Annotated in this window: 17 protein-coding genes and 1 pseudogene; 16 read left to right on the forward strand and 2 right to left on the reverse strand. The window is 50.0% G+C overall.

Annotation, left to right across the window (positions count from 1 at the left end; genetic code table 11):
• Positions 1–546: 546 nt before the first annotated feature.
• Complete coding sequence (locus PKC29_14110) at positions 547–1509, reverse strand: CorA family divalent cation transporter (protein HML96554.1); 963 nt, start codon at positions 1507–1509, stop codon at positions 547–549.
• Positions 1510–1602: 93 nt separating this feature from the next.
• Here PKC29_14110 and PKC29_14115 point away from each other — a divergent pair, with 93 nt between their 5' ends.
• Positions 1603–1953, forward strand: coding sequence for a DUF3147 family protein (locus PKC29_14115; GenBank protein ID HML96555.1), 351 nt, complete (start codon positions 1603–1605; stop codon positions 1951–1953).
• Positions 1954–1958: 5 nt separating this feature from the next.
• Here the strand turns inward: PKC29_14115 and PKC29_14120 are convergent, their stop codons facing one another.
• Positions 1959–2540 carry a sigma-70 family RNA polymerase sigma factor gene (locus PKC29_14120; protein ID HML96556.1) on the reverse strand — a complete coding sequence of 194 codons (582 nt, stop codon included), beginning with the start codon at positions 2538–2540 and terminating at the stop codon, positions 1959–1961.
• Between the two features lie 228 nt (positions 2541–2768).
• Between PKC29_14120 and PKC29_14125 the strand changes: the two genes are divergently transcribed.
• The 15 genes and pseudogenes from PKC29_14125 to PKC29_14195 all read left to right on the forward strand — a co-directional run bounded on the left by PKC29_14125 (position 2769) and on the right by PKC29_14195 (position 17893).
• The gene (locus tag PKC29_14125; protein ID HML96557.1) at positions 2769–3659 is read left to right on the forward strand and encodes an anti-sigma factor; all 891 of its coding nucleotides are present in this window, start codon (positions 2769–2771) and stop codon (positions 3657–3659) included.
• A gap of 199 nt (positions 3660–3858) precedes the next feature.
• Positions 3859–5277, forward strand: a complete 1419-nt coding sequence (locus PKC29_14130) for a hypothetical protein (GenBank protein ID HML96558.1) — start codon at positions 3859–3861, stop codon at positions 5275–5277.
• A gap of 165 nt (positions 5278–5442) precedes the next feature.
• Entirely contained in the window at positions 5443–5724 is a 282-nt protein-coding gene (locus PKC29_14135) for an HU family DNA-binding protein (protein ID HML96559.1), read from the forward strand.
• Between the two features lie 92 nt (positions 5725–5816).
• Complete coding sequence (locus PKC29_14140; protein ID HML96560.1) at positions 5817–6488, forward strand: peptide deformylase; 672 nt, start codon at positions 5817–5819, stop codon at positions 6486–6488.
• Positions 6489–6564: 76 nt separating this feature from the next.
• Complete coding sequence (locus tag PKC29_14145) at positions 6565–9285, forward strand: sensor histidine kinase (protein HML96561.1); 2721 nt, start codon at positions 6565–6567, stop codon at positions 9283–9285.
• 3 nt (positions 9286–9288) lie between these two features.
• Entirely contained in the window at positions 9289–10650 is a 1362-nt protein-coding gene (locus tag PKC29_14150) for a hypothetical protein (protein ID HML96562.1), read from the forward strand.
• On the forward strand, positions 10647–11669 hold the full coding sequence (locus tag PKC29_14155) for a DNA cytosine methyltransferase (protein HML96563.1): 1023 nt from the start codon (positions 10647–10649) through the stop codon (positions 11667–11669). Before PKC29_14150 ends, PKC29_14155 begins: the two co-directional genes overlap by 4 nt.
• Positions 11670–11700: 31 nt before the next feature.
• Positions 11701–12075 (forward strand): very short patch repair endonuclease, encoded by a 375-nt coding sequence (locus tag PKC29_14160; protein ID HML96564.1) that lies wholly within the window; start codon positions 11701–11703, stop codon positions 12073–12075.
• An 82-nt stretch (positions 12076–12157) separates the two neighbouring features.
• A complete protein-coding gene (locus PKC29_14165) occupies positions 12158–13303 on the forward strand; it encodes a pyridoxal phosphate-dependent aminotransferase (protein HML96565.1) in 1146 nt (381 codons plus the stop codon).
• Between the two features lie 4 nt (positions 13304–13307).
• A complete protein-coding gene (gene pgk, locus PKC29_14170; GenBank protein HML96566.1) occupies positions 13308–14501 on the forward strand; it encodes a phosphoglycerate kinase in 1194 nt (397 codons plus the stop codon).
• Complete coding sequence (tpiA, locus tag PKC29_14175) at positions 14498–15256, forward strand: triose-phosphate isomerase (protein ID HML96567.1); 759 nt, start codon at positions 14498–14500, stop codon at positions 15254–15256. Before pgk ends, tpiA begins: the two co-directional genes overlap by 4 nt.
• A gap of 3 nt (positions 15257–15259) precedes the next feature.
• Positions 15260–15745, forward strand: a complete 486-nt coding sequence (secG, locus tag PKC29_14180; GenBank protein ID HML96568.1) for a preprotein translocase subunit SecG — start codon at positions 15260–15262, stop codon at positions 15743–15745.
• 141 nt (positions 15746–15886) lie between these two features.
• Positions 15887–16114: pseudogene (locus PKC29_14185) on the forward strand (4Fe-4S binding protein).
• A gap of 133 nt (positions 16115–16247) precedes the next feature.
• Positions 16248–16919, forward strand: a complete 672-nt coding sequence (gene nth, locus PKC29_14190) for an endonuclease III (GenBank protein ID HML96569.1) — start codon at positions 16248–16250, stop codon at positions 16917–16919.
• Positions 16920–17044: 125 nt separating this feature from the next.
• Positions 17045–17893: a DUF5677 domain-containing protein gene (locus tag PKC29_14195; GenBank protein ID HML96570.1), complete on the forward strand. Its 849-nt coding sequence runs from the start codon at positions 17045–17047 to the stop codon at positions 17891–17893.
• The last annotated feature ends 264 nt before the right edge of the window (positions 17894–18157 follow it).

Below are 18157 nucleotides of genomic sequence, written 5' to 3' on the forward strand. Positions count from 1 at the left end.
GAATGTCAGCGGACACAGTCCGCCGGGCCGGACACGTAGTGTCTTTTTCGGCATAGCGCGGGAGGTACCGAGATCACCGGAAGCACGTCGGGTGGCAAGGGCAGAACGATGCTACTTCGATTGTCTGCGGACACAGTCCGCACGGCCCGGAGGGGTATTGCTGTGCTGTATCCGGCTTCGCATGGCTTCGCCGCGACAAGCACGCGGCTTGCAATATGATGGATAAAAGATAGATCTCTCACGTTTGTTCGAGATGACAAAGTATAAGACTAGATCCTGAAACAAGTTCGGATTGACGGATTAAAAGAAGATTGCCGCGGTCGCTTCGCAACCTCGCAATGACTGAAAAACCCTTGACGGATTGCTGGCGGAAGTGGATTCCCGATAAATACATTCGGGAATGACAGAAAGAGGAAAAGCGAGATCCTGAAATAAATTCAGGATGACGGATTATGCCGATTGTGAAATTGCTAAGCTGTCAGAAGCGCGGCTGTTGGTATCAGCAATATACTGCGACTTCGATTTCCTGCGCACGTGGTGCGCCGCCTATTTGAACCAGCCGGCGCGGTAGAAGAAGTAGACCATGACTACCACGACGGCGGCCATGAAGAGGATGATCGCGTGGTAGGCGAATTCCCAGTGGAGGATGGGCATGTTGTCGAAGTTCATGCCGTAGATGCCGGCGACCAGGTTCAGCGGGAGGAATATGGCGGCGACGATGGTGAGAATCTTGAGCCTGTTGTTGGTCCTGTCCTGGAGCATGAGGTCGTAGTGCTGGTGGATGTCTTCGAGCCTACGCTCGTAGCGGCTGAGGAAACGGAAGCCGTTACGGATTTCCTCTTCCAGGTTTTTGAAGCTCTTCCCCAGCTTGCCGATGTCGAACGCCGTTCCGTCGTAAACGGTGAGGATGTTCGTGCAGTAGAGCTGGTCCTCGACCATTATGTTCACGCGGTCCACGTTTTTCTTGAGGTTGAGTATCGCGTCGATGTTTATCGTCAGCTTCTCGGCGGTCACCTCGTTGCTGAGGACGGTGATGTCTTCGCGGAGCGCCATGTAGAGGGCGTAGTTCTTCTCGACGAGCTCGGCGAGGATGTAGTAGAGGAGGGACGCTATCGTCGCCTTTTTCAAGTGGAGGCTCTCGCAGAGGTTCGAGGCGAGCCTGCTCATCATGCCGACTTCGTTTCTGTGTATGGTGATCAGAAGGGTGGGAGTGCAGAGAAAGGATATATATTCGATGACGAAATTCTCCGTGTCCTTTATGATGGGGAATTCGAAATAGAGCTCGAACTCGGAATGGGCGACGGGGAGGTTGCGGTCTCTTAAGACGTAGTCGTCTATTATGGAGTCGTCCTTGAGAACAGGGCGGAGGAATTCCCTGAGCTCGTCGGGGCCGGGGTCGAGTATGTCCACCCACCTGAGCCTGGCGTCGTATATCCTCCCCGGGGCGGGAACCTCGGTTTCCTCGGTCATGAGAAGGTTGTCGCCTATGGTGTATGACTTTATCTGCAAGCACGCCTCCCGGGCCGCCGCCGAAACCGCTTTGCGGCCGCCCCGTGCGAGTAGTATTGTAATGCGTATAGAAAATTTTAAAAGGAGCTTCATATGCTCTACATAATCGTGAAAACGGCTCTCTCGGCGGGCATTATCGTCGGGGCGTCGGAGCTCGGAAAGAGATACACGACGTTCGCGGCGCTGCTCCTGGCCCTGCCGCTTACGTCGCTCCTGGCGATGATATGGCTTTACGTGGACACGAAGGACGCGGCGCGCGTGGCGGAGCTTTCGACGGGGATATTCTGGCTCGTCCTGCCGACGCTGCTGTTTTTTATCGTACTGCCGTGGCTGATAAAGCAGGGGGTAGGGTTCTGGGCGGCGATGGGGGCGTCGGCCGTGGTTATGGTGATTTTCTACCTGGGCTATGCAGCCGTGGGGAAGAAGCTCGGGCTCCCGCTTTAGGCCCGTTATCCCTCGCAGAGCCTTTGCCTGAGCTTGGCCATGCCGGCGCGCATCCAGCTCTTTACCGTCCCCAGGGGCTCGTCGAGGTGGGCGGAAATCTCCGTCTGGCTCATGCCGTGAAAATAAGCGAGCTCTATAGACCGCCGCTGGGACGGGGGGAGCTCGGAGAGGGCGCTCTCGATGAGCTCGCGCTTCTGGCGGGTTTCGGTCTCCTCGTCGGGCGGGCCGGAATTGTCGGGCACGTCGTCGGGGAGAGGGTCCTGGAGGAGCCTCCTTTTCTTCCCGGACCTCAGCTTGTCTATTGCCCGGCTCCTGGTGAGCGTAATAAGCCACGCGGAGGGGGAGCCCCTGTCGGGGGAGTATTCGAGGGATTTCCGCCAGACCTGGTTGAAGACGTCGAGCGAGACCTCGTCGGCCTCGTCGTGGCTCGACAGTATCTTTACGGCGAGCCCGTAGACCTGCGAGATGGTTTTGTCGTATAGCTTGCCCAGAGCCGACTCGCATCCCCGGGCTATCTTGGCCAGGAGCTCGGCAAGCTCCTGTTCTAGCTGCGGCAGGCGGCCTCGGCCGCCGGAAGTGTCAGACATTCCTCCTCCAAAGCTCCGGTAACTAAATTTAACCTAATAGCCGTTTCATTACCAATCAATATTTATTGCACATTCGGAGCGGCCGTCCCCGTTTACGCTCCGGGGGGTTTTGCACGGTTATAATATTTGAAACAGGGTCAACCGAACCTTTGCCTACGCCCGTATATTTAAATAAGCGGCGGATTTATATATAATGTCAAAAAGTTCTGAAGGAAATACCCCGAGAAAATGCCCGATCAGATGAGCGAAGTGTCGAGGGAAGAGGAATTGATTCTGCTTTACGTGCTCGGCGTGCTCGAAGGCGAGGAGCTCGAAGAGGCGGAGCGCCTTATCGATTCGAACACGGAAGAAGTGAAGCGAATGCTCGCGGATTACGAATCCGTGGTCAGCCTCCTTCCCTACGCGGCGAAGCCCGCCGTTCCCTCCCCCGACATCAAAAAAAAACTCCTGGCTGACGTAAGACGCAGAAAGTCGCGCGAGATACGGGAAAGGACGGCTCCCGTAAAAGAAGGCTTCTTCGCAGGCCTGAGGCCGCTCTGGCTAGGGGCGGGTGCGCTCGCATCGGCGGCGCTCGTTTTCCTGGCCGTGACGAATATCACACTCAGGAGCACCATAGGCGAGAGGGACGCCGTGATAACGTCGCTTAACGACAAGCTCACGGCGAGCGAGGAAAGGGTGGAGAGGCTCGAAAACCTCATCGCGACGAAAGAGGGCGAGCTCGGCGGTCTCGAAACGAAGCTCGCGAGCCTCGAGCAGGTGACGGACTTCATGAAGGACCAGGATATAGTTCTCATTCAGCTCAGCAGCAAGGCCCCCGAGCTCAAGGCTTCGGGGAGGGTGCTCTGGGACAAGAACGAGCACGACGCGCTTCTTTATTGCCTCGACATGCCGGATGCCCCCGAGGGGAAGACGTACCAGTGGTGGGTCATCATAAAAGGCAGGCCGCGGAGCATGGGTATCTTCGACGTAAACGAGGAGGGGGACAGCATCGTGCACATAGATTCCCTTAAAAAGTTCGGCGACGTGAAGTCGATAGAGGCGTTTAAGGTGACGCTCGAGCCCGACGGGGGCGCGGAGGCTCCGACCGGAAAGCCTCTCATAGCCGGGGCGTCCATCTAGCCCGCGGTCTTCGGATCCCGGGGCCGGCTTCGGCGCCCGCCCGTGGAATGCACATGCAATATCCCGTTACAGCCGATTATACCGGGGATTCCGCCTTCTTCCCGGCCCTGTCCGCCTTGCATTTTTTTTCTACATCTTTTAAATTCTCTATTGGGTAAAGGTTCCGCTGTAAAACCACATCAGCACTGGAGGTACTGTAATGGCAAGAAGCGCCGACGGCAAGGACAATAACGGCAAGACGAACGGAAAATTCACATTGGGAGAGCGTTACGAAAAGGCGCTCGGCTACCCGCTTTTCGATTCGATATTCAACCGCCGTTCGAGGAGGTTCGGCCTCGGGATGAAGCTCGAAGACCCGACGCTCGGGTTCGAGTCGAAGTACGACCCGGTGCCGCTTGAAGAGATGGAAGAAGCCTTGCTCGTATGGGCCGGTACGGGTCTCACCGGGCTCTGCCTCGCCGACCTTCCGCCGGAAACGGGCATAGACCTCCTTTGCCAGTGGACCGGACGAACCTGGCCCTCCGCGTGCAACAATCACGGGACGGAGCTTTTCTTCACTAACGACAAGGGGCTCTATCACGTTAACGTCAAGAACATGCTGCCAAAGAACCACGAGCTCGACATGTTCTTCAAGATGGGGAGGGAAGACCGCATGGAGAGGATCATGGAGCTTTACCGCGAGAGCCTCGTAAAGCTCGAGGACGGAAGGGCCGACCTCCCCGACAGGATGCCGGGGCTCTTCGAGTTCAACCAGTGGAATACGAACAAGCCGGGGACGTCTGTCTTCATCCCGGTGACGGACGTGACCGAGGAATACATAAACCTCCTTCACCTTTATTGCAGCCACTCGTATGGATTTACGATAATCGACGACCTTACCGGGAAGCCGGCCGGCGTGGACAAGTGGATAAAGAAGGGGAGGCTGAAGGACGGCGTCAAGCTCTCGCTCTTCGACCTCGAAACCAGGATTCTCACGGGGCTCAACGTGGAGCAGGCCTTTATCTGCCAGAACATGAGCCTCGCGCTCCAGGCGCTCGGGCTCGCAGGATGGACGTTCAGCGGCTTTATACCGAGGTTCGCGCTGGGCGGCGCGCCGCAGCTCTTCAAGGGGCTCGGGTTCAGGTTCATACAGCCGAAGAAGGGGACCATCGACCCCCCGACGACCGTGCCCGTAGGAAAGGACGGCGTCTTCCAGGCGTACTGCCCGCCTTATTATAAGGATATGAACGAGGCCATAGACGCCTTCCACGAGCACAAGGAATCGGCGTGGAAGCCGGAGAAGCCGTTCCCGTACGCCGAGCCCGACAAGCATCTCATGCGCGCGCCGAGGCCGACCGAGACGACGATTCAGATCGTGAAGGACGTCGCGAACTATATTTACGATACGTACGGCAGGTTCCCGGCGTTCGTCGATCCGATGTACATGAGGCTCGTTTTCCAGGCGATGAATATAGACGTCGAGTTCTACGACAAATACTATCCGCAGGGCTCCTATTCGGACAGGCACCTGGAGGCCTTCCAAAGCCACACGGGGGCTGCTCACCAGGCGGCGCCCGCCCGTCCGGACGTGAAGACGGCCGAGGAAAGGGCCTCGGGCGGAGACAAGATCAAGGCTTAATTAAATTCCGAAACTTTTCGACCACGCTTGCGCCCGCCTTCCAAAGCGGGCGCAATTTATTCCCACACCGAGTATAACACTTGACAAACACTTAATAATTATCTACATTGGAATTGTAGCCGGGGGTATGCGCTGCGGCTTAATAAACGGTTGGGAGTTCCAAACATGAAGCGTTCAGACATTGAAAGGGATTTAGCGGATAGATTCAATCTTCAACCTTCCCAGTCCGAGCAGATTCTCGATACGATCATCGAGCACATGACGGGAGTACTCGAAGGCGGAGGCCGGATAGAGATAAGGGGATTCGGCAGCTTCTTCACGAAGAGCTACGGCTCTTACGAGGGCCGAAACCCCAGGACCGGCGAGAAAGTTACCGTGTCGAGCAAGAAGCTCCCGCATTTCCGCCCGAGCCGCGAACTCATAGCCAAGCTGAACGGCGAGGAGTAGAGCCGCCGGGCGGAGGACGAGGTGTTTCAGACGTGCTCCCGAGCCGCCCGAGGGTGATTGACAATTACGCGCCATCCGCTAGCCTCTTCCCTATGGCATTACTGAAAATACTCAAATACCCGGACCCTTTCCTGAGAAGGAAATGCGCCCCCGTCGAGGAGATAGACGAGGAGCTTCTTACGCTTCTCGATAACATGACGGAGACGATGTACGCCGCCAAGGGCGTCGGCCTTGCCGCGCCGCAGGTGGGCGCGGACAAGAGGGTTGTAGTCATCGACGCGAGCCCGTGGTTCAGGGACGGCGGCGAGGAAGAGGGCGAGGAAGAAGGCGAGCCCGGCGTAGAGGCGGATTCCGCCGGGACGGCGGACGCGGAAGAGGCGCACGAGGAGTGCTCTCATTCCGGCGAATGCTCTCATTCGCACGACGAAGAGGAGTACGACGGGCCGGGGCTGATGGAGCTGATAAATCCCGTGATCGTCCATTCCGAGGGGTCGGCGCTCGGCGAGGAGGCGTGCCTCAGCATCCCGGGGTTTTCGAGCGCGGTGAAGCGGAAGTTCAAGGTGGTCGTCGAGGCCTATAACAGGGACGGCGACCTGATGGAGATAGAGGCCGAGGACCTGCTCGCGAGGGTGTTTCAGCACGAGATCGATCACCTGGACGGGGTGCTTTTCATCGACAGGCTGAGCCGCTTGAAGAGAGAGCTTCTCGTGAGGAAGATAGAGAAGGTATTGGGGAAGGAAGGCAGGAAGACGGCGGCTGTTTAATCGAACTACGTAGACCTACTTATAGAATAATTTCTAACACATCTTTTCTCACAACGCAGATTGAAAGTTTGTACTATTGAGATTAATCTATGTTTTAAAGGACATGGAGAAACACTACCTTGTTTTAGATCAGTATAGAGAATCAAGTGAATATAATGATTTTTTGGGGAAGTTCTATCATTTTCCAAAGAAATACCTGAATCTTCTATCTCAACCCAATATTGAATTTGTATATTATGAGCCAAAGAAAAATGGAGATGGAGTCTATTTTGGCTACGGTAAAATTTGTAAAGAACCGTTTGAAGACAAACGTGAATCAAATCATTATTTTGTTGAAATAGCCGAGTATAAACCTTTTACAGACCCTGTCCCTTTTGAGAACGGTTCGGGGCCTAGGGAAGTCAAGCCGTTCTACAATCCACAAAATGCAGTTAGAAGAATAGAAAATGAGAGATTGGAAGGAATTTGTCTCGACGGAGGCATCCAACTTAATTTCAAAGCAGATGCACATTTAATCACCGTATTAGGTGAGCAGTTAATTGCATCTGAAAAAGTTGGGATTCTCGAGTTGGTAAAAAATTCTTATGATGCTGGAGCTACATATTGCAAAGTGATTATAGAAAAGGTGGCTTCACTTCCACAGATTGACAAGTCCCAATACGAATTCGATAAATACGAAGGACCGGTAATTGTTATAGAAGATGATGGTATAGGGATGACCAAAGAAGTTATAGAAAATGGGTGGCTGAGACCAGCATCCACTTTGAAAACAAATATCAAGGAGCGTCTAAAAAATGAAAAGGAAGCTGCAATACAATCAGGAAGGTTGGGTGCATTTCAAAGTCTAACACGGGAGTTACAGAAAGAATATAAAAATAGGGTTCCGCTTGGCGAGAAAGGTGTAGGAAGGTTTGCAGCACATAGGCTTGGGAAATATTTAGTTATTAAAACCAAGCCCAGAAATCTAGAATATGAATATGTCCTGAATATTGATTGGACAAAGTTTGATATGATGCATAGTGCGATGAGAGATTTGGATTCCATTGGAGTCAGCTTAAGGAGGCAAGAGCTATCCCGTAACTATGGTGAGACGGATTCAGGCACTCAGATAATAATTTATGGTGGTAGGAAAGGTTTTGAATGGACGGAGGAAACGGTTGAACAATTAAATCGTACAATCCATAATTTGAATTCTCCTAATCCTAATCCGGACAAGAATCGTACAAAATTTCAAGCTATGCTTGTTTGTCCACAGATTCCCGATTTAAAGGAACGAGACTATATTAATGACTACCCTCCAAACTTTACATTTGACGGACTAGTTGATGAGACCGGATTACTCGACTATAAGATCAATTTCAATCCTCCGAATTCCGTTCCTATGACTCCTGATGAAGAGTCTTACAAAATTGATTTAAGAGCAAACACCAATGACCAAGATTATTGGAGAATCGATTCTCAAGATTCTCTCCGTTATCCTGAATGTGGACCTTTTTTTATACACCTCGATATATGGTATAGAGCAAAACCATGGGTAGACGGCCCGGATTCAAGAGAGTTTCTTAATTATCTTTATGATTTTGGAGGGATTTCTATATACAGAGATGGAATCAACATATTACCTTCAGAATTGGGAGCGGAGACTGATTGGCTTGGTCTTGCTAAGAGGCACGAAAAAGTTGGCTCTCGTATCTCATATTACAATATGATAGGGAATATAGAAATTGATCAGTTTGATAATCTAGCATTAACTGATAAAACGGATAGAGAAGGATTAATCAGGAATCGTGCATATTATGATTTAGTAAAGCTAATACAGCCTATTATTATAAATATAGCTGAACAATTTTTTAGGTTTAAACGTGATATTTATTCAAATCTAACCAAAGGTATTACTAGGGATCCTGAAATATTAGGAGGGAATGTAGCAGACGGCGCAAAGTTGGTTTCCAAGATAAAAGAAAATTATCCCATCATGGAGGATCCGTTCTCAATATTATCCCAGTTAGGTGAATCGATGGAAAGAGAAGATAAGTTGATAAATTTGGAATCCTCTTTAAAGAATTTAAAATCCAGTCTTGAACTTATCGAAGAAGCGCAGAATTTATTGACTGAACAGGCAGGATTTGGATTAGCTATTGCTGTCTCTGTGCATGAAATTGCCAAAATAACTTCAAATTTTTACAATGGAGTAAATGAGATTATCAAGAGTAGTAAATTTGATAAAGAAAAACTCAATGATTTACAAGAAGCTTCGTCTTCATTAAAATCTGAATTGAAAAGACTTAGTCCACTAAGAGCGATTAGAAATGAAAAAAGGATGGAATTTGGTGTATATAAGGTGCTTAAATTCACGCGTGAAATGTTCAAGAGACGATTTGAAAAGCTAGGCATTGAGTTTAACATTGACCATGATTCCGACATTGATATTTATGCCAGATACGGTGCAATTGTTCAAATTTTTTCGAATTTGTTTGATAATAGTTGTTATTGGCTAAATACGTTGAGTCGTAGTAGGAAAAGAATAATATCTGTTAAAATCAATTCAAAAGATCGGTTTGTAATAATAGCAGATACTGGCCCGGGAATTCATGATTCAATTCGCCCTTATTTGTTTCAACCAGGTTATAGTTTAAAGATTCCACCAAGCGGTTTGGGTCTTTACATTTCTAAATACTACATGCAATCTTTTAAAGGTGATATTTATTTAACTACTGAAAGAGAAAGGTTGAAAGATTTTTCTGGAGCCCAATTTACTATTGATTTTGCAAAAGTCCCATCCAAGGGTTGGGGATAAAAGATGAAGTACTCTATATGTGTTATTGATGACGACATTCCTGCGAATCAGCTAAAAGAAATCGAAGATTTTGATAGAATTACTTCATCGAGTTTAAAGTATCTTTTGGATGCGAAACACAACATTATTTGGAATGACGTAAATATAAAAAATCTAATTGAAGAAATAATTAAAAATGAACAAACATGGAAATTAGATGCTTTTACGAATCCAAATATTTTTTTGAATTATATCTCAGAAGAATATTACAGACCTCAAATAATTATATTGGATTATGACATCCCAGGTGTTGACGACTTCGAAACCACTTTGCAGGAATTGTTAGAAAGGAGTTTTTCGATTGTCTATATTTATTCAAAACTTAGTAAGGATGCTATAGCATTAGACGGTATTAAGTCATCGGAGAGATTCAAACAGTATTCCGAAAGGATTCAGTATATATACAAAGAAACTAAAAATTCTTTCGGAAAGCTTTTGGAAAAGGTCGAAGAAATCAATAAGAAAAATATTTCCTTCATTTTTGGAGATGAACTAAGAAAAAAAACACTAAGAGCCCTTGATAATTTATTAATTGATATCGGCAAATTAACGTATAACAATATTGGCAATTTCATATCATTCAACGATTCTGATAAATCTGAATTGATAGATTTAATTGGCCATCAAGTTAAAAGTGCGATATCTTTCTCAAATTTGGAAATCCCTCAGTCTGATAGATCGAGGTTAGACGATTATCACAAAGTATTAGCCAAAAAGCTATGGTCAAATTGGATTTATTTTAAGAACGGTTCTCAAGATTTTATGGTCAGAAGGGGAGATATTGTCCAATATAGTAACGATATAGATACGCTATATATGGTGGTTACCGGAGATTGTGATTTATATAGATTTTGGAAAAAGAGTTTTGGTTTTGTTAATTTACTTCCACTTCATAGACTAGATAATACGATTGGTATAGATTTGAAGATAAAGTTTGCAGCATCTAATGTGGAGAAAACACCTCCCTTTAGTTCATTAACTAACAGTAGAATTAAAGGAGTATCCACAGGGCCGATAGTCTTGCCTTTTATAGACATTAATGGTCAGTATTACAATTATATCGGGCTTCCAACAAAGCTTAGTTATGTTTATATCAAACCACCGAATGGGTTATCAAGAAAGAATGGTAATGATTACAGATTAACATATCAAAGATGGAATTATCGGAAGAAAAATAAATATAAAAGATTGTATACAATGACAGAACCTTTTTTGACTCCACTAGTTACGAATGTAATACAGAACATCTCAAATTTAGGTGTGCCTGATTACCCGAAGTACGTTGGGGAAATAATATCTAAAGATATTGAGAATATCTTGAAATGACTCTTACATCCATGGATATATTTTGCGGATGCGGTGGACTAACACAAGGGATGCGTGATGCAGGATTCACGGTTCTAGCCGCATTAGACATTGATCCTGATGCCGTTAAAACATTTAATTTGAATCATCCTAATACTAATGTTTATAAAGATGATATAAGAAAATTTGACGCCACAGCGTTGAAGAAATTATTAAAAGGACAAAAGTTGCATCTTCTTGCCGGATGCCCCCCGTGTCAAGGCTTCTCTTCCGTGCGAAGACTGAATAAAGGAAAACCGGTCGATGATGACAGGAACGATTTGGTAAATGAATTTTTAAGATTTATTGAAGAATTAGAACCCTTAACCATCATGATGGAGAATGTGCCTGGATTGAAATCATACAAATTGTTCCATCTCTTGGTTAACAAACTCGATGAACTAAAATATAAGTGTGATGTTGGGATTGTTGATGCCCAAAATTACGGTGTTCCCCAAAGACGTAAAAGATTAGTCTTGATCGGCTCAAGGTTAGGTGAAATTAAAATAGCTCCGCCGTCTGGAGAGAAAAAAACAGTTGAACAGACGATCGGCTATTTGGAAAAGCCTGAAGATAGTGAAGATCACTTGCATAGAATTTTAATGCGGCACAGCGAAAATGTTCGAAAGAGAATAGCTTGTACTCCTAAGGATGGGGGTAGCCGAAAAGATCTGCCGCCTGAGTTTGATCTGCGATGCCACAAAAGGGAGAACATAGGTTTTAGAGATATTTATGGTCGTCTTAAATGGAAAGATGTTTCCGGTACAATTACCAGCGGTTGTTTGAATCCTTCCAAAGGCAGGTTCTTACATCCGGAGCAAGATAGAGCAATTACTCCTAGAGAAGCTGCATTATTGCAGTCTTTCCCTTCTACCTATCAATTTCCTACAAACCTTTCCAAAAAATCGTTAGCTACTTTAATTGGAAATGCACTCCCCCCCAAGTTCAGTTTTATTCAATCGAAGAATATTAGAGATCACTTGGAGGAATATCTTGCCTGATGTCTTCTCGAAGGAGAAGCGGTCCGAGATTATGAGCAGAATCGGACCGAAGGATACAAAACCGGAGTTGGCAATCAGAAAATTAGTGCACTCCATGGGCTATAGATTTAGGCTTCATGTAGAGGACCTCCCGGGGAAACCCGATCTAGTGTTCCCGAAATATAGAAAAGTTATTTTTGTCCATGGTTGTTTTTGGCATGGCTGCGAAAGATGCAGCCGTTCGAAACTACCGGACACAAATTATGATTTTTGGAGTGTGAAAATTGGAAAAACGAAAACTAGAGATAAGAAGAAATATCAGGAATTAGAAACTCTGGGATGGGATTATTTGGTTATATGGCAATGTGAAATAAAAACAGATTACATTGATCAGATTTCCGAAAAGATAGCGAACTTCTTGAATTGACAATACCATCCATCTGAATCTCTGATTTTGTAATGGTATCCCTCCTAGACAACCCCGCGCTTTGCAAATAGACTAAACCGCCATGCAGTCGAAACTCTCGAAGGAAATAGCGCCGTTTTACGTTCTGGAGGTTCTCGAAAAGGCGCGCGAGATAGAGGCCACGGGCGCGGACGTCGTGCATTTCGAGGTCGGGGAGACGGATTTCGGAAGCCCGGCAGCCGCGTGCGAGGAGGCGATAGCCGCTATTAACGAGGGCGATACGCGCTACACGCACAGCCTTGGGATACGCGAGCTCCGCAGCGCCATAGCGGACGATTACAGGGGATCGTACGGCGTGGACGTATCGCCGGACAGGATCATCGTGACGATGGGCAGCTCGCCGGCGCTGTTCATGTCGATGCTGGCGCTCGTCGACCCGGGCGACGAAATCATAATCACCGACCCGCACTACGCCTGTTATCCGCAGCTTATAAAGATAGCCGGCGGCGTGCCGAAGAAGGTGCGCATATACGAAGAGGAAGGGTTTCAGCCCGACGTCTCGCGCATCGAAAAGGCCATAACGCCCCGGACGAAGGCGATCCTTGTAAACTCGCCGGCGAACCCGACCGGGGTCGTGCTCGACCCGGACGTGCTCCGGGGGATAGCCGGGCTGGGAGTGCCGGTCATATCGGACGAGATATACCACGGGCTCGTGTATTCGGGCGGGGCGCGGACGATGCTCGAATTTACGGGCAACGCCATAACAGTGAACGGTTTTTCGAAGCTCTACGCCATGACGGGCTGGCGGCTCGGATACGTCATAGTGCCCGAAGCGCTCGTCAGGCCTGTGCAGAAGCTCCAGCAGAACCTCTTCATATCGCCGAGCCCGATATCGCAGCGCGCGGGCGTGGCGGCGCTCAAAAAGGGGAAGGGCGACGCCGGAAGGATGGTGAAGGAGTTCGGCGAGAGGAGGAAGAGGATGATAGAAGGTCTCAGGCGCCTCGGGCTCACGTCGTCCGTCGAGCCGACGGGGGCGTTTTACGTGTTCGCGAACGTGTCCCGGCTGTCCAGCGATTCGCTCGCGCTCGCCTTCGACATACTCGAAAAGGCGCACGTGGCGGTGACCCCCGGGGCGGATTTCGGCGAGGGAGGGGAGGGGTATCTCAGGTTCTCCTACGCCGCCGCACCCGATAAAATAGACGAGGGCCTCAGGAGGCTCGCCGCATACATGGAAGAGAACGCGAAATAACCGTATGAAGATACCGTCCATTGCAGAAATAGACATAAAGGAAAAGAAGGTTTTTATAAGGGTGGACCTGGACGTGCCTGTCGATAAATCCGGCGCGGTCGGGGAGGTATGGAAGATAGAGCGCATACTGCCGACCGTGAGATACGCCCTTCAGCAGAAGGCGAAGGTGATCCTCGCCGCGCACAGGGGGAAGCCCGGGGGGAAGGTGGTAAAGCGCTATTCGCTCGAGGCCGTCGGGGCAGAGCTGTCGCGGGCGCTCGGGTGCGAGATATATTTCCCGGAGGATTCCGTCGGCGACGCGGTGAAGAAGGTGTCGGTGGACATGCCCGCGGGGAGCGTCATGCTGCTGGAAAACCTCGATTTCCATAAGAAGGAGCTCGAAGACAGCGTGGATTACGCGAAGAGGCTCGCCGAGATCGCGGACATCTACGTGAACGAGGCGTTTACTGTATCGAATCAGAAGCGCGCCTCGCTCTCCGCCATTACCGGATTCTTCAATACGGTGTGCGTCGGGCTTTCGTTCAAGAACGAGGTAGAGAGCCTGGACAAGCTCGTAAATCCTGAGCGGCCCTTCACGGCCGTCATCGGCGGGAAGTGCACGGCGCAGAGGCTCGCGCTCATGGAAAAATTCATGGACAACGTGGATTCGTTCCTCCTCGGGGGGGCCGTCGCCAACCTCTTTTTGAAGACGCTCGGCAAGGAGACGGGGAGGTCCGAGGTCGATCAGTCGATGATCTACAGCGCGAAAAAGCTCATCTCGTCGTCCGCGACGAGGGGCATAAGGTTCATAGTGCCCGTGGATCTCGTAACCGTCCGCGGGGATTTGAAGAATGATTCGCCTTCCTATATAATTTCGGACAATAATATCCCGACAAATTCGACGACGGTCGATATAGGGCCCGAAACGGGGGCCCAATTCGCTAATAATATATCGGGAGCGAGGACGGTTTTCTGGAACGGGCCGCTCGGCATTTGCGAGGAGCCAGGGTTCTTCGAGGGGTCGAAGGCCGTGGCCGAGGCGATTGCGGAGTCGGACGCGTGGGGGGCGGTTACAGGCCGCGACACTGCGCAGATCGTCCACGACATGGCCGCCGAGGGGCGGGCCGGTTACGTGTCCCGGAGCGGCGAAGCGGCGATTGAATACATCATCAACGGCACTTTGCCTGCGATCGCCGCGCTCGAAGAAAGGATTAAATGAGAAAAAAGCTTGTTGCAGGCAACTGGAAGATGAACATGCTGGGGAAGGAGGCGGGGGGGCTTGCGAGAGGGGTCGCGGGCGGAGTTACCGGCATTGCGGACGAGGTGGACGTCGTGCTCGCGCCGCCGTTTACGGCGCTTCGCATAGTGGCCGAGGCAATAGAAGGGACGGGGGTTCAGCTCGGCGCGCAGGACGTTTTCTGGGAGGAGATGGGCCCCTACACGGGCGAGATATCCCCGGCGATGCTCGTGGACGCCGGGTGCGAGTGGGTGATAATCGGCCACTCGGAGCGGAGGAACATATTCCACGAGACGGACGCGATGGTGCGGAAGAAGATAGACGCCGCGCTGGCCGAGGGGCTAAGGGTTATCGTGTGCGTCGGCGAGACGCTCGAAGAGAAGGAAGGCGGGAAGACCGTGACCGTCGTCGACGGGCAGGTCGAGAGCGCCCTTTCGGGGCTCGAAATCAGGGACCCGTCGCGGCTCGTGATAGCGTACGAGCCCATCTGGGCCATCGGGACGGGTCATAACGCCACCCCGGACGAGGCCCAATTCGTCCATGCCACAATTCGTGAAATAGCAGGTAAAATATTGGGCGACATTGCGGACCGCATAAGGATCGTATACGGCGGAAGCGTAACCGAGGACAATATAGCGGAGCTTATGGCCGAGCCCGACATAGACGGGGCGCTCGTCGGAGGGGCGAGTCTCCGGGCGGACGCAATGACGAGCATAGTGCTGAAAGCGGGAGAATAGAAAGTGGAAATAGTAATATTGGCTGTTAAGGTGTTGCATATAATAGTGAGCATTCTGCTCATCCTGGTGGTTTTGCTCCAGCCGGGAAAGAGCGGCGACCTCGGCTCGATATTCGGCGGAGGGACGAGCGAATCCATATTCGGATCGAGCGGCGCAGTGCCGTTCCTGGTTAAGGTGACGAGGGGGCTTGCGGTGCTGTTTTTCCTGACGTCGCTCTCGCTCGGGTATTTCGCCATGGACGGCGGAAACAAGTCGGTAATATCCGACATACCCGCCCCGGTTACGGAGACAGCGCCGATGGATAGCGGCGACGGCGGAATGAGCACCGAAGGCGGGGCCGCCACGGAAGGCGCGCCCACCGAGGGCGGCACGCTGAATGCGCCCGCGGATTCAGGAGCCGAGAACGCTCCTTCGGGCGATGCGCCGGCAGGCGACGGCGGGGCTTCTCCGGACACCGGAAGCTCGCCGGAATCCGGACAGAATCCCTGACGATTTCAATAATAAATATAGGAAGAGCCGGTCTCGGGCGTTTCCCGGGCTTTAGAGGCCCGGGCGGGGCGCCGGTTCCTTGAACGCTCTTCAGGCATTAAGTATATTAAACTTTAGACAACTTCCGGAGGTATTGTAGAAATGGCATATGTTATTGCGGAACCGTGCATAGACGTTAAGGATAAGGCCTGCGTCGAGGCGTGCCCGGTTGATTGTATATATGAAGGCGACGAGCAGCTTTTCATACATCCGGAGGAATGTATAGACTGCGGTGCATGTGTGGACCCGTGCCCGGTGGACGCAATTTTTCACGAAGACGAGATACCCGAGAAGTGGAGCGAGTATACCGCCAAGAACAAGGATTTCTTCGAGGGCAAGGAAGGGCTCGAGCCGGCGAAGAAGGACTGAAGGCGGGGAGGATCGCCCGGCTTAATCTGAAAACCAGAGGGGATGTGCTTCGGCATATCCCCTTTTTTTTGCCCGTTTGACTGAGGTGAGACAGTTGAACAAGACAAGAGCGAAGAAATCCACCGGGAGCGCGGCGGCGAAGAAGAAGCGCGCGCTCGAAATACTTTCCATCCTGGAAACCGAGTACCCGAACGCCAGATGCCACCTGAATTACACGAGCGCGCTCGAGCTTCTGATAGGGTGCATACTGTCCGCGCAGTGCACGGATAAACGCGTGAACGAGGTTACGCCGGGGCTCTTCGAAAAGTATCCCACGGCGGCCGATTTCGCACGCGCCGACAGGGACGAGCTCGAAGAGGAGATACACTCCTGCGGCTTTTTCAGAGCCAAGGCGAAGTCTATCGTGAACTGCTGCAAGGCGCTCGTAGACGAGCACGGGGGGAAGGTGCCGGCGACGATGGAGGAGCTTACGGAGCTCGCCGGGGTAGGGCGTAAGACGGCGAACGTCGTCCTCGGGAACTACTATAAAATCCCCGGGATAATCGTCGATACGCACATCATGCGGCTTTCGAAGAGGCTCAAGCTGACGGAGCACTCGGACCCGGAGAAGATAGAGTTCGACCTCCGCGCCCTGATACCCGAGCCGAGGTGGACGTTCTTTTCGAACTCGCTCGGCGATCACGGGAGGACAGTGTGCTTCGCACGGAAGCCGAGGTGCGGGGAGTGCGTGATAAGCCACCTGTGCCCGTCGGCGGGGAAGGTGTGAGGGGAGACCAAGAACGCTTTTTACAGATTTCTGTCTGGGCAGATTTTCTTTTGAGAAATCTTATCAAATGTGAAAAATCTGCTTTTATCTGCCACATTTAAGTATGATAAAATATTCATAGACAAATGAATGATACAACTAATAGGTATCTCAAAACAGTCGATGATTTAGAGTACATAACCGGTATTGCTTGGAGTATGTCAATCAATACCCATGGGCGTGATGTGAATAGCTGGCGTTTTGAGTATTGTTCATATGTTTTTGGAAAATTGTGCTTACATGCAAATGCCATATTGCAATTAATCCCAGAGATAGATACTAAAGAGAGGTATTCAAAATCGATTTGGAATATCTCTTCAATCGCAGTTCTTATCAGAGCACTGATAGAAACTTACTACGTGTTTTTTTATTTGGGTGTAGACAATGTTACTGATGAGGAATTGGAGTTTCGACATCGTTTGTGGAAGTACCATGGGAAGAAGGAACGACTTGATATGCTTCGAATTATAGAATCAACTGACCCAGTTGTAACTAAGCTTACGAAGGATGTAGAAATTCTAAGAGACTCTGTAATTACTCATACTCTGTACCAATCCTTAGAATCATCAATTAAGAAGAAAATCCGAAGAGGGGAAATGGGAATACTCCATAAGAACTCCGAATTGTCGAAAAGGGCGGGAATTGATCCCAACTATTACAATTCAGAATACAAATATTTATCGGCTTATGCTCATGCGACTCCTTTCGCGTATAGTCAATTAAATATCTTTCGTGCGGGAGATGCTGCATCATTAGCAGTCATAAGAACCATCTTAGAGGTGGGTACAGCATATCTTTGTCATGCAGTTAGGGATTTTGTGAAGATTATGCCAGACCAGGAAAAAGATTTGGATGAAAGAGCAAAAGAACTGGTAGATATCTGGGATGATATTTGTAGGAACGTAACAAAACAGAATTTAGAAGAAGAGAGATAGTCCGAATTCTGTTTTATGTACTGCAGTATTACAAAAATGTGAAATCCTGAATTAAGCTTCCGTCTTCACCAAGGCTTCACCGGACAGGCAGGATGACGGATTAAAAGCAAAAGATTAAAAAGAATGGATTCCCGATGTATAGGCGGCTTCTGAGCGGTACCGGATGAACGCTTGCCCCTTCAGGGCGTAGTCGTCCGGTTCTTGCGCACGCTCAGAACCGTTGAATGACGGAAGTGAGGTGATTCCTCGCGGGCTCGGCATCGT

This window comes from Thermodesulfobacteriota bacterium (assembly GCA_035325995.1).
GTDB lineage: Bacteria > Desulfobacterota_D > UBA1144 > Nemesobacterales > UBA2774 > JADLGH01.

Bases quoted from the DNA above. Each gene is read 5' to 3' on its own strand.
- PKC29_14120 (HML96556.1), bottom strand. From the start codon at position 2,540: ATGTCTGACACTTCCGGCGGCCGAGGCCGCCTGCCGCAGCTAGAACAG.
- PKC29_14155 (HML96563.1), top strand. From the start codon at position 10,647: ATGACTCTTACATCCATGGATATATTTTGCGGATGCGGTGGACTAACA.
- PKC29_14150 (HML96562.1), top strand. From the start codon at position 9,289: ATGAAGTACTCTATATGTGTTATTGATGACGACATTCCTGCGAATCAG.
- PKC29_14195 (HML96570.1), top strand. From the start codon at position 17,045: ATGAATGATACAACTAATAGGTATCTCAAAACAGTCGATGATTTAGAG.
- pgk (HML96566.1), top strand. From the start codon at position 13,308: ATGAAGATACCGTCCATTGCAGAAATAGACATAAAGGAAAAGAAGGTT.
- PKC29_14165 (HML96565.1), top strand. From the start codon at position 12,158: ATGCAGTCGAAACTCTCGAAGGAAATAGCGCCGTTTTACGTTCTGGAG.
- PKC29_14130 (HML96558.1), top strand. From the start codon at position 3,859: ATGGCAAGAAGCGCCGACGGCAAGGACAATAACGGCAAGACGAACGGA.
- PKC29_14115 (HML96555.1), top strand. From the start codon at position 1,603: ATGCTCTACATAATCGTGAAAACGGCTCTCTCGGCGGGCATTATCGTC.
- PKC29_14135 (HML96559.1), top strand. From the start codon at position 5,443: ATGAAGCGTTCAGACATTGAAAGGGATTTAGCGGATAGATTCAATCTT.
- PKC29_14140 (HML96560.1), top strand. From the start codon at position 5,817: ATGGCATTACTGAAAATACTCAAATACCCGGACCCTTTCCTGAGAAGG.
- tpiA (HML96567.1), top strand. From the start codon at position 14,498: ATGAGAAAAAAGCTTGTTGCAGGCAACTGGAAGATGAACATGCTGGGG.
- PKC29_14125 (HML96557.1), top strand. From the start codon at position 2,769: ATGCCCGATCAGATGAGCGAAGTGTCGAGGGAAGAGGAATTGATTCTG.
- PKC29_14160 (HML96564.1), top strand. From the start codon at position 11,701: ATGAGCAGAATCGGACCGAAGGATACAAAACCGGAGTTGGCAATCAGA.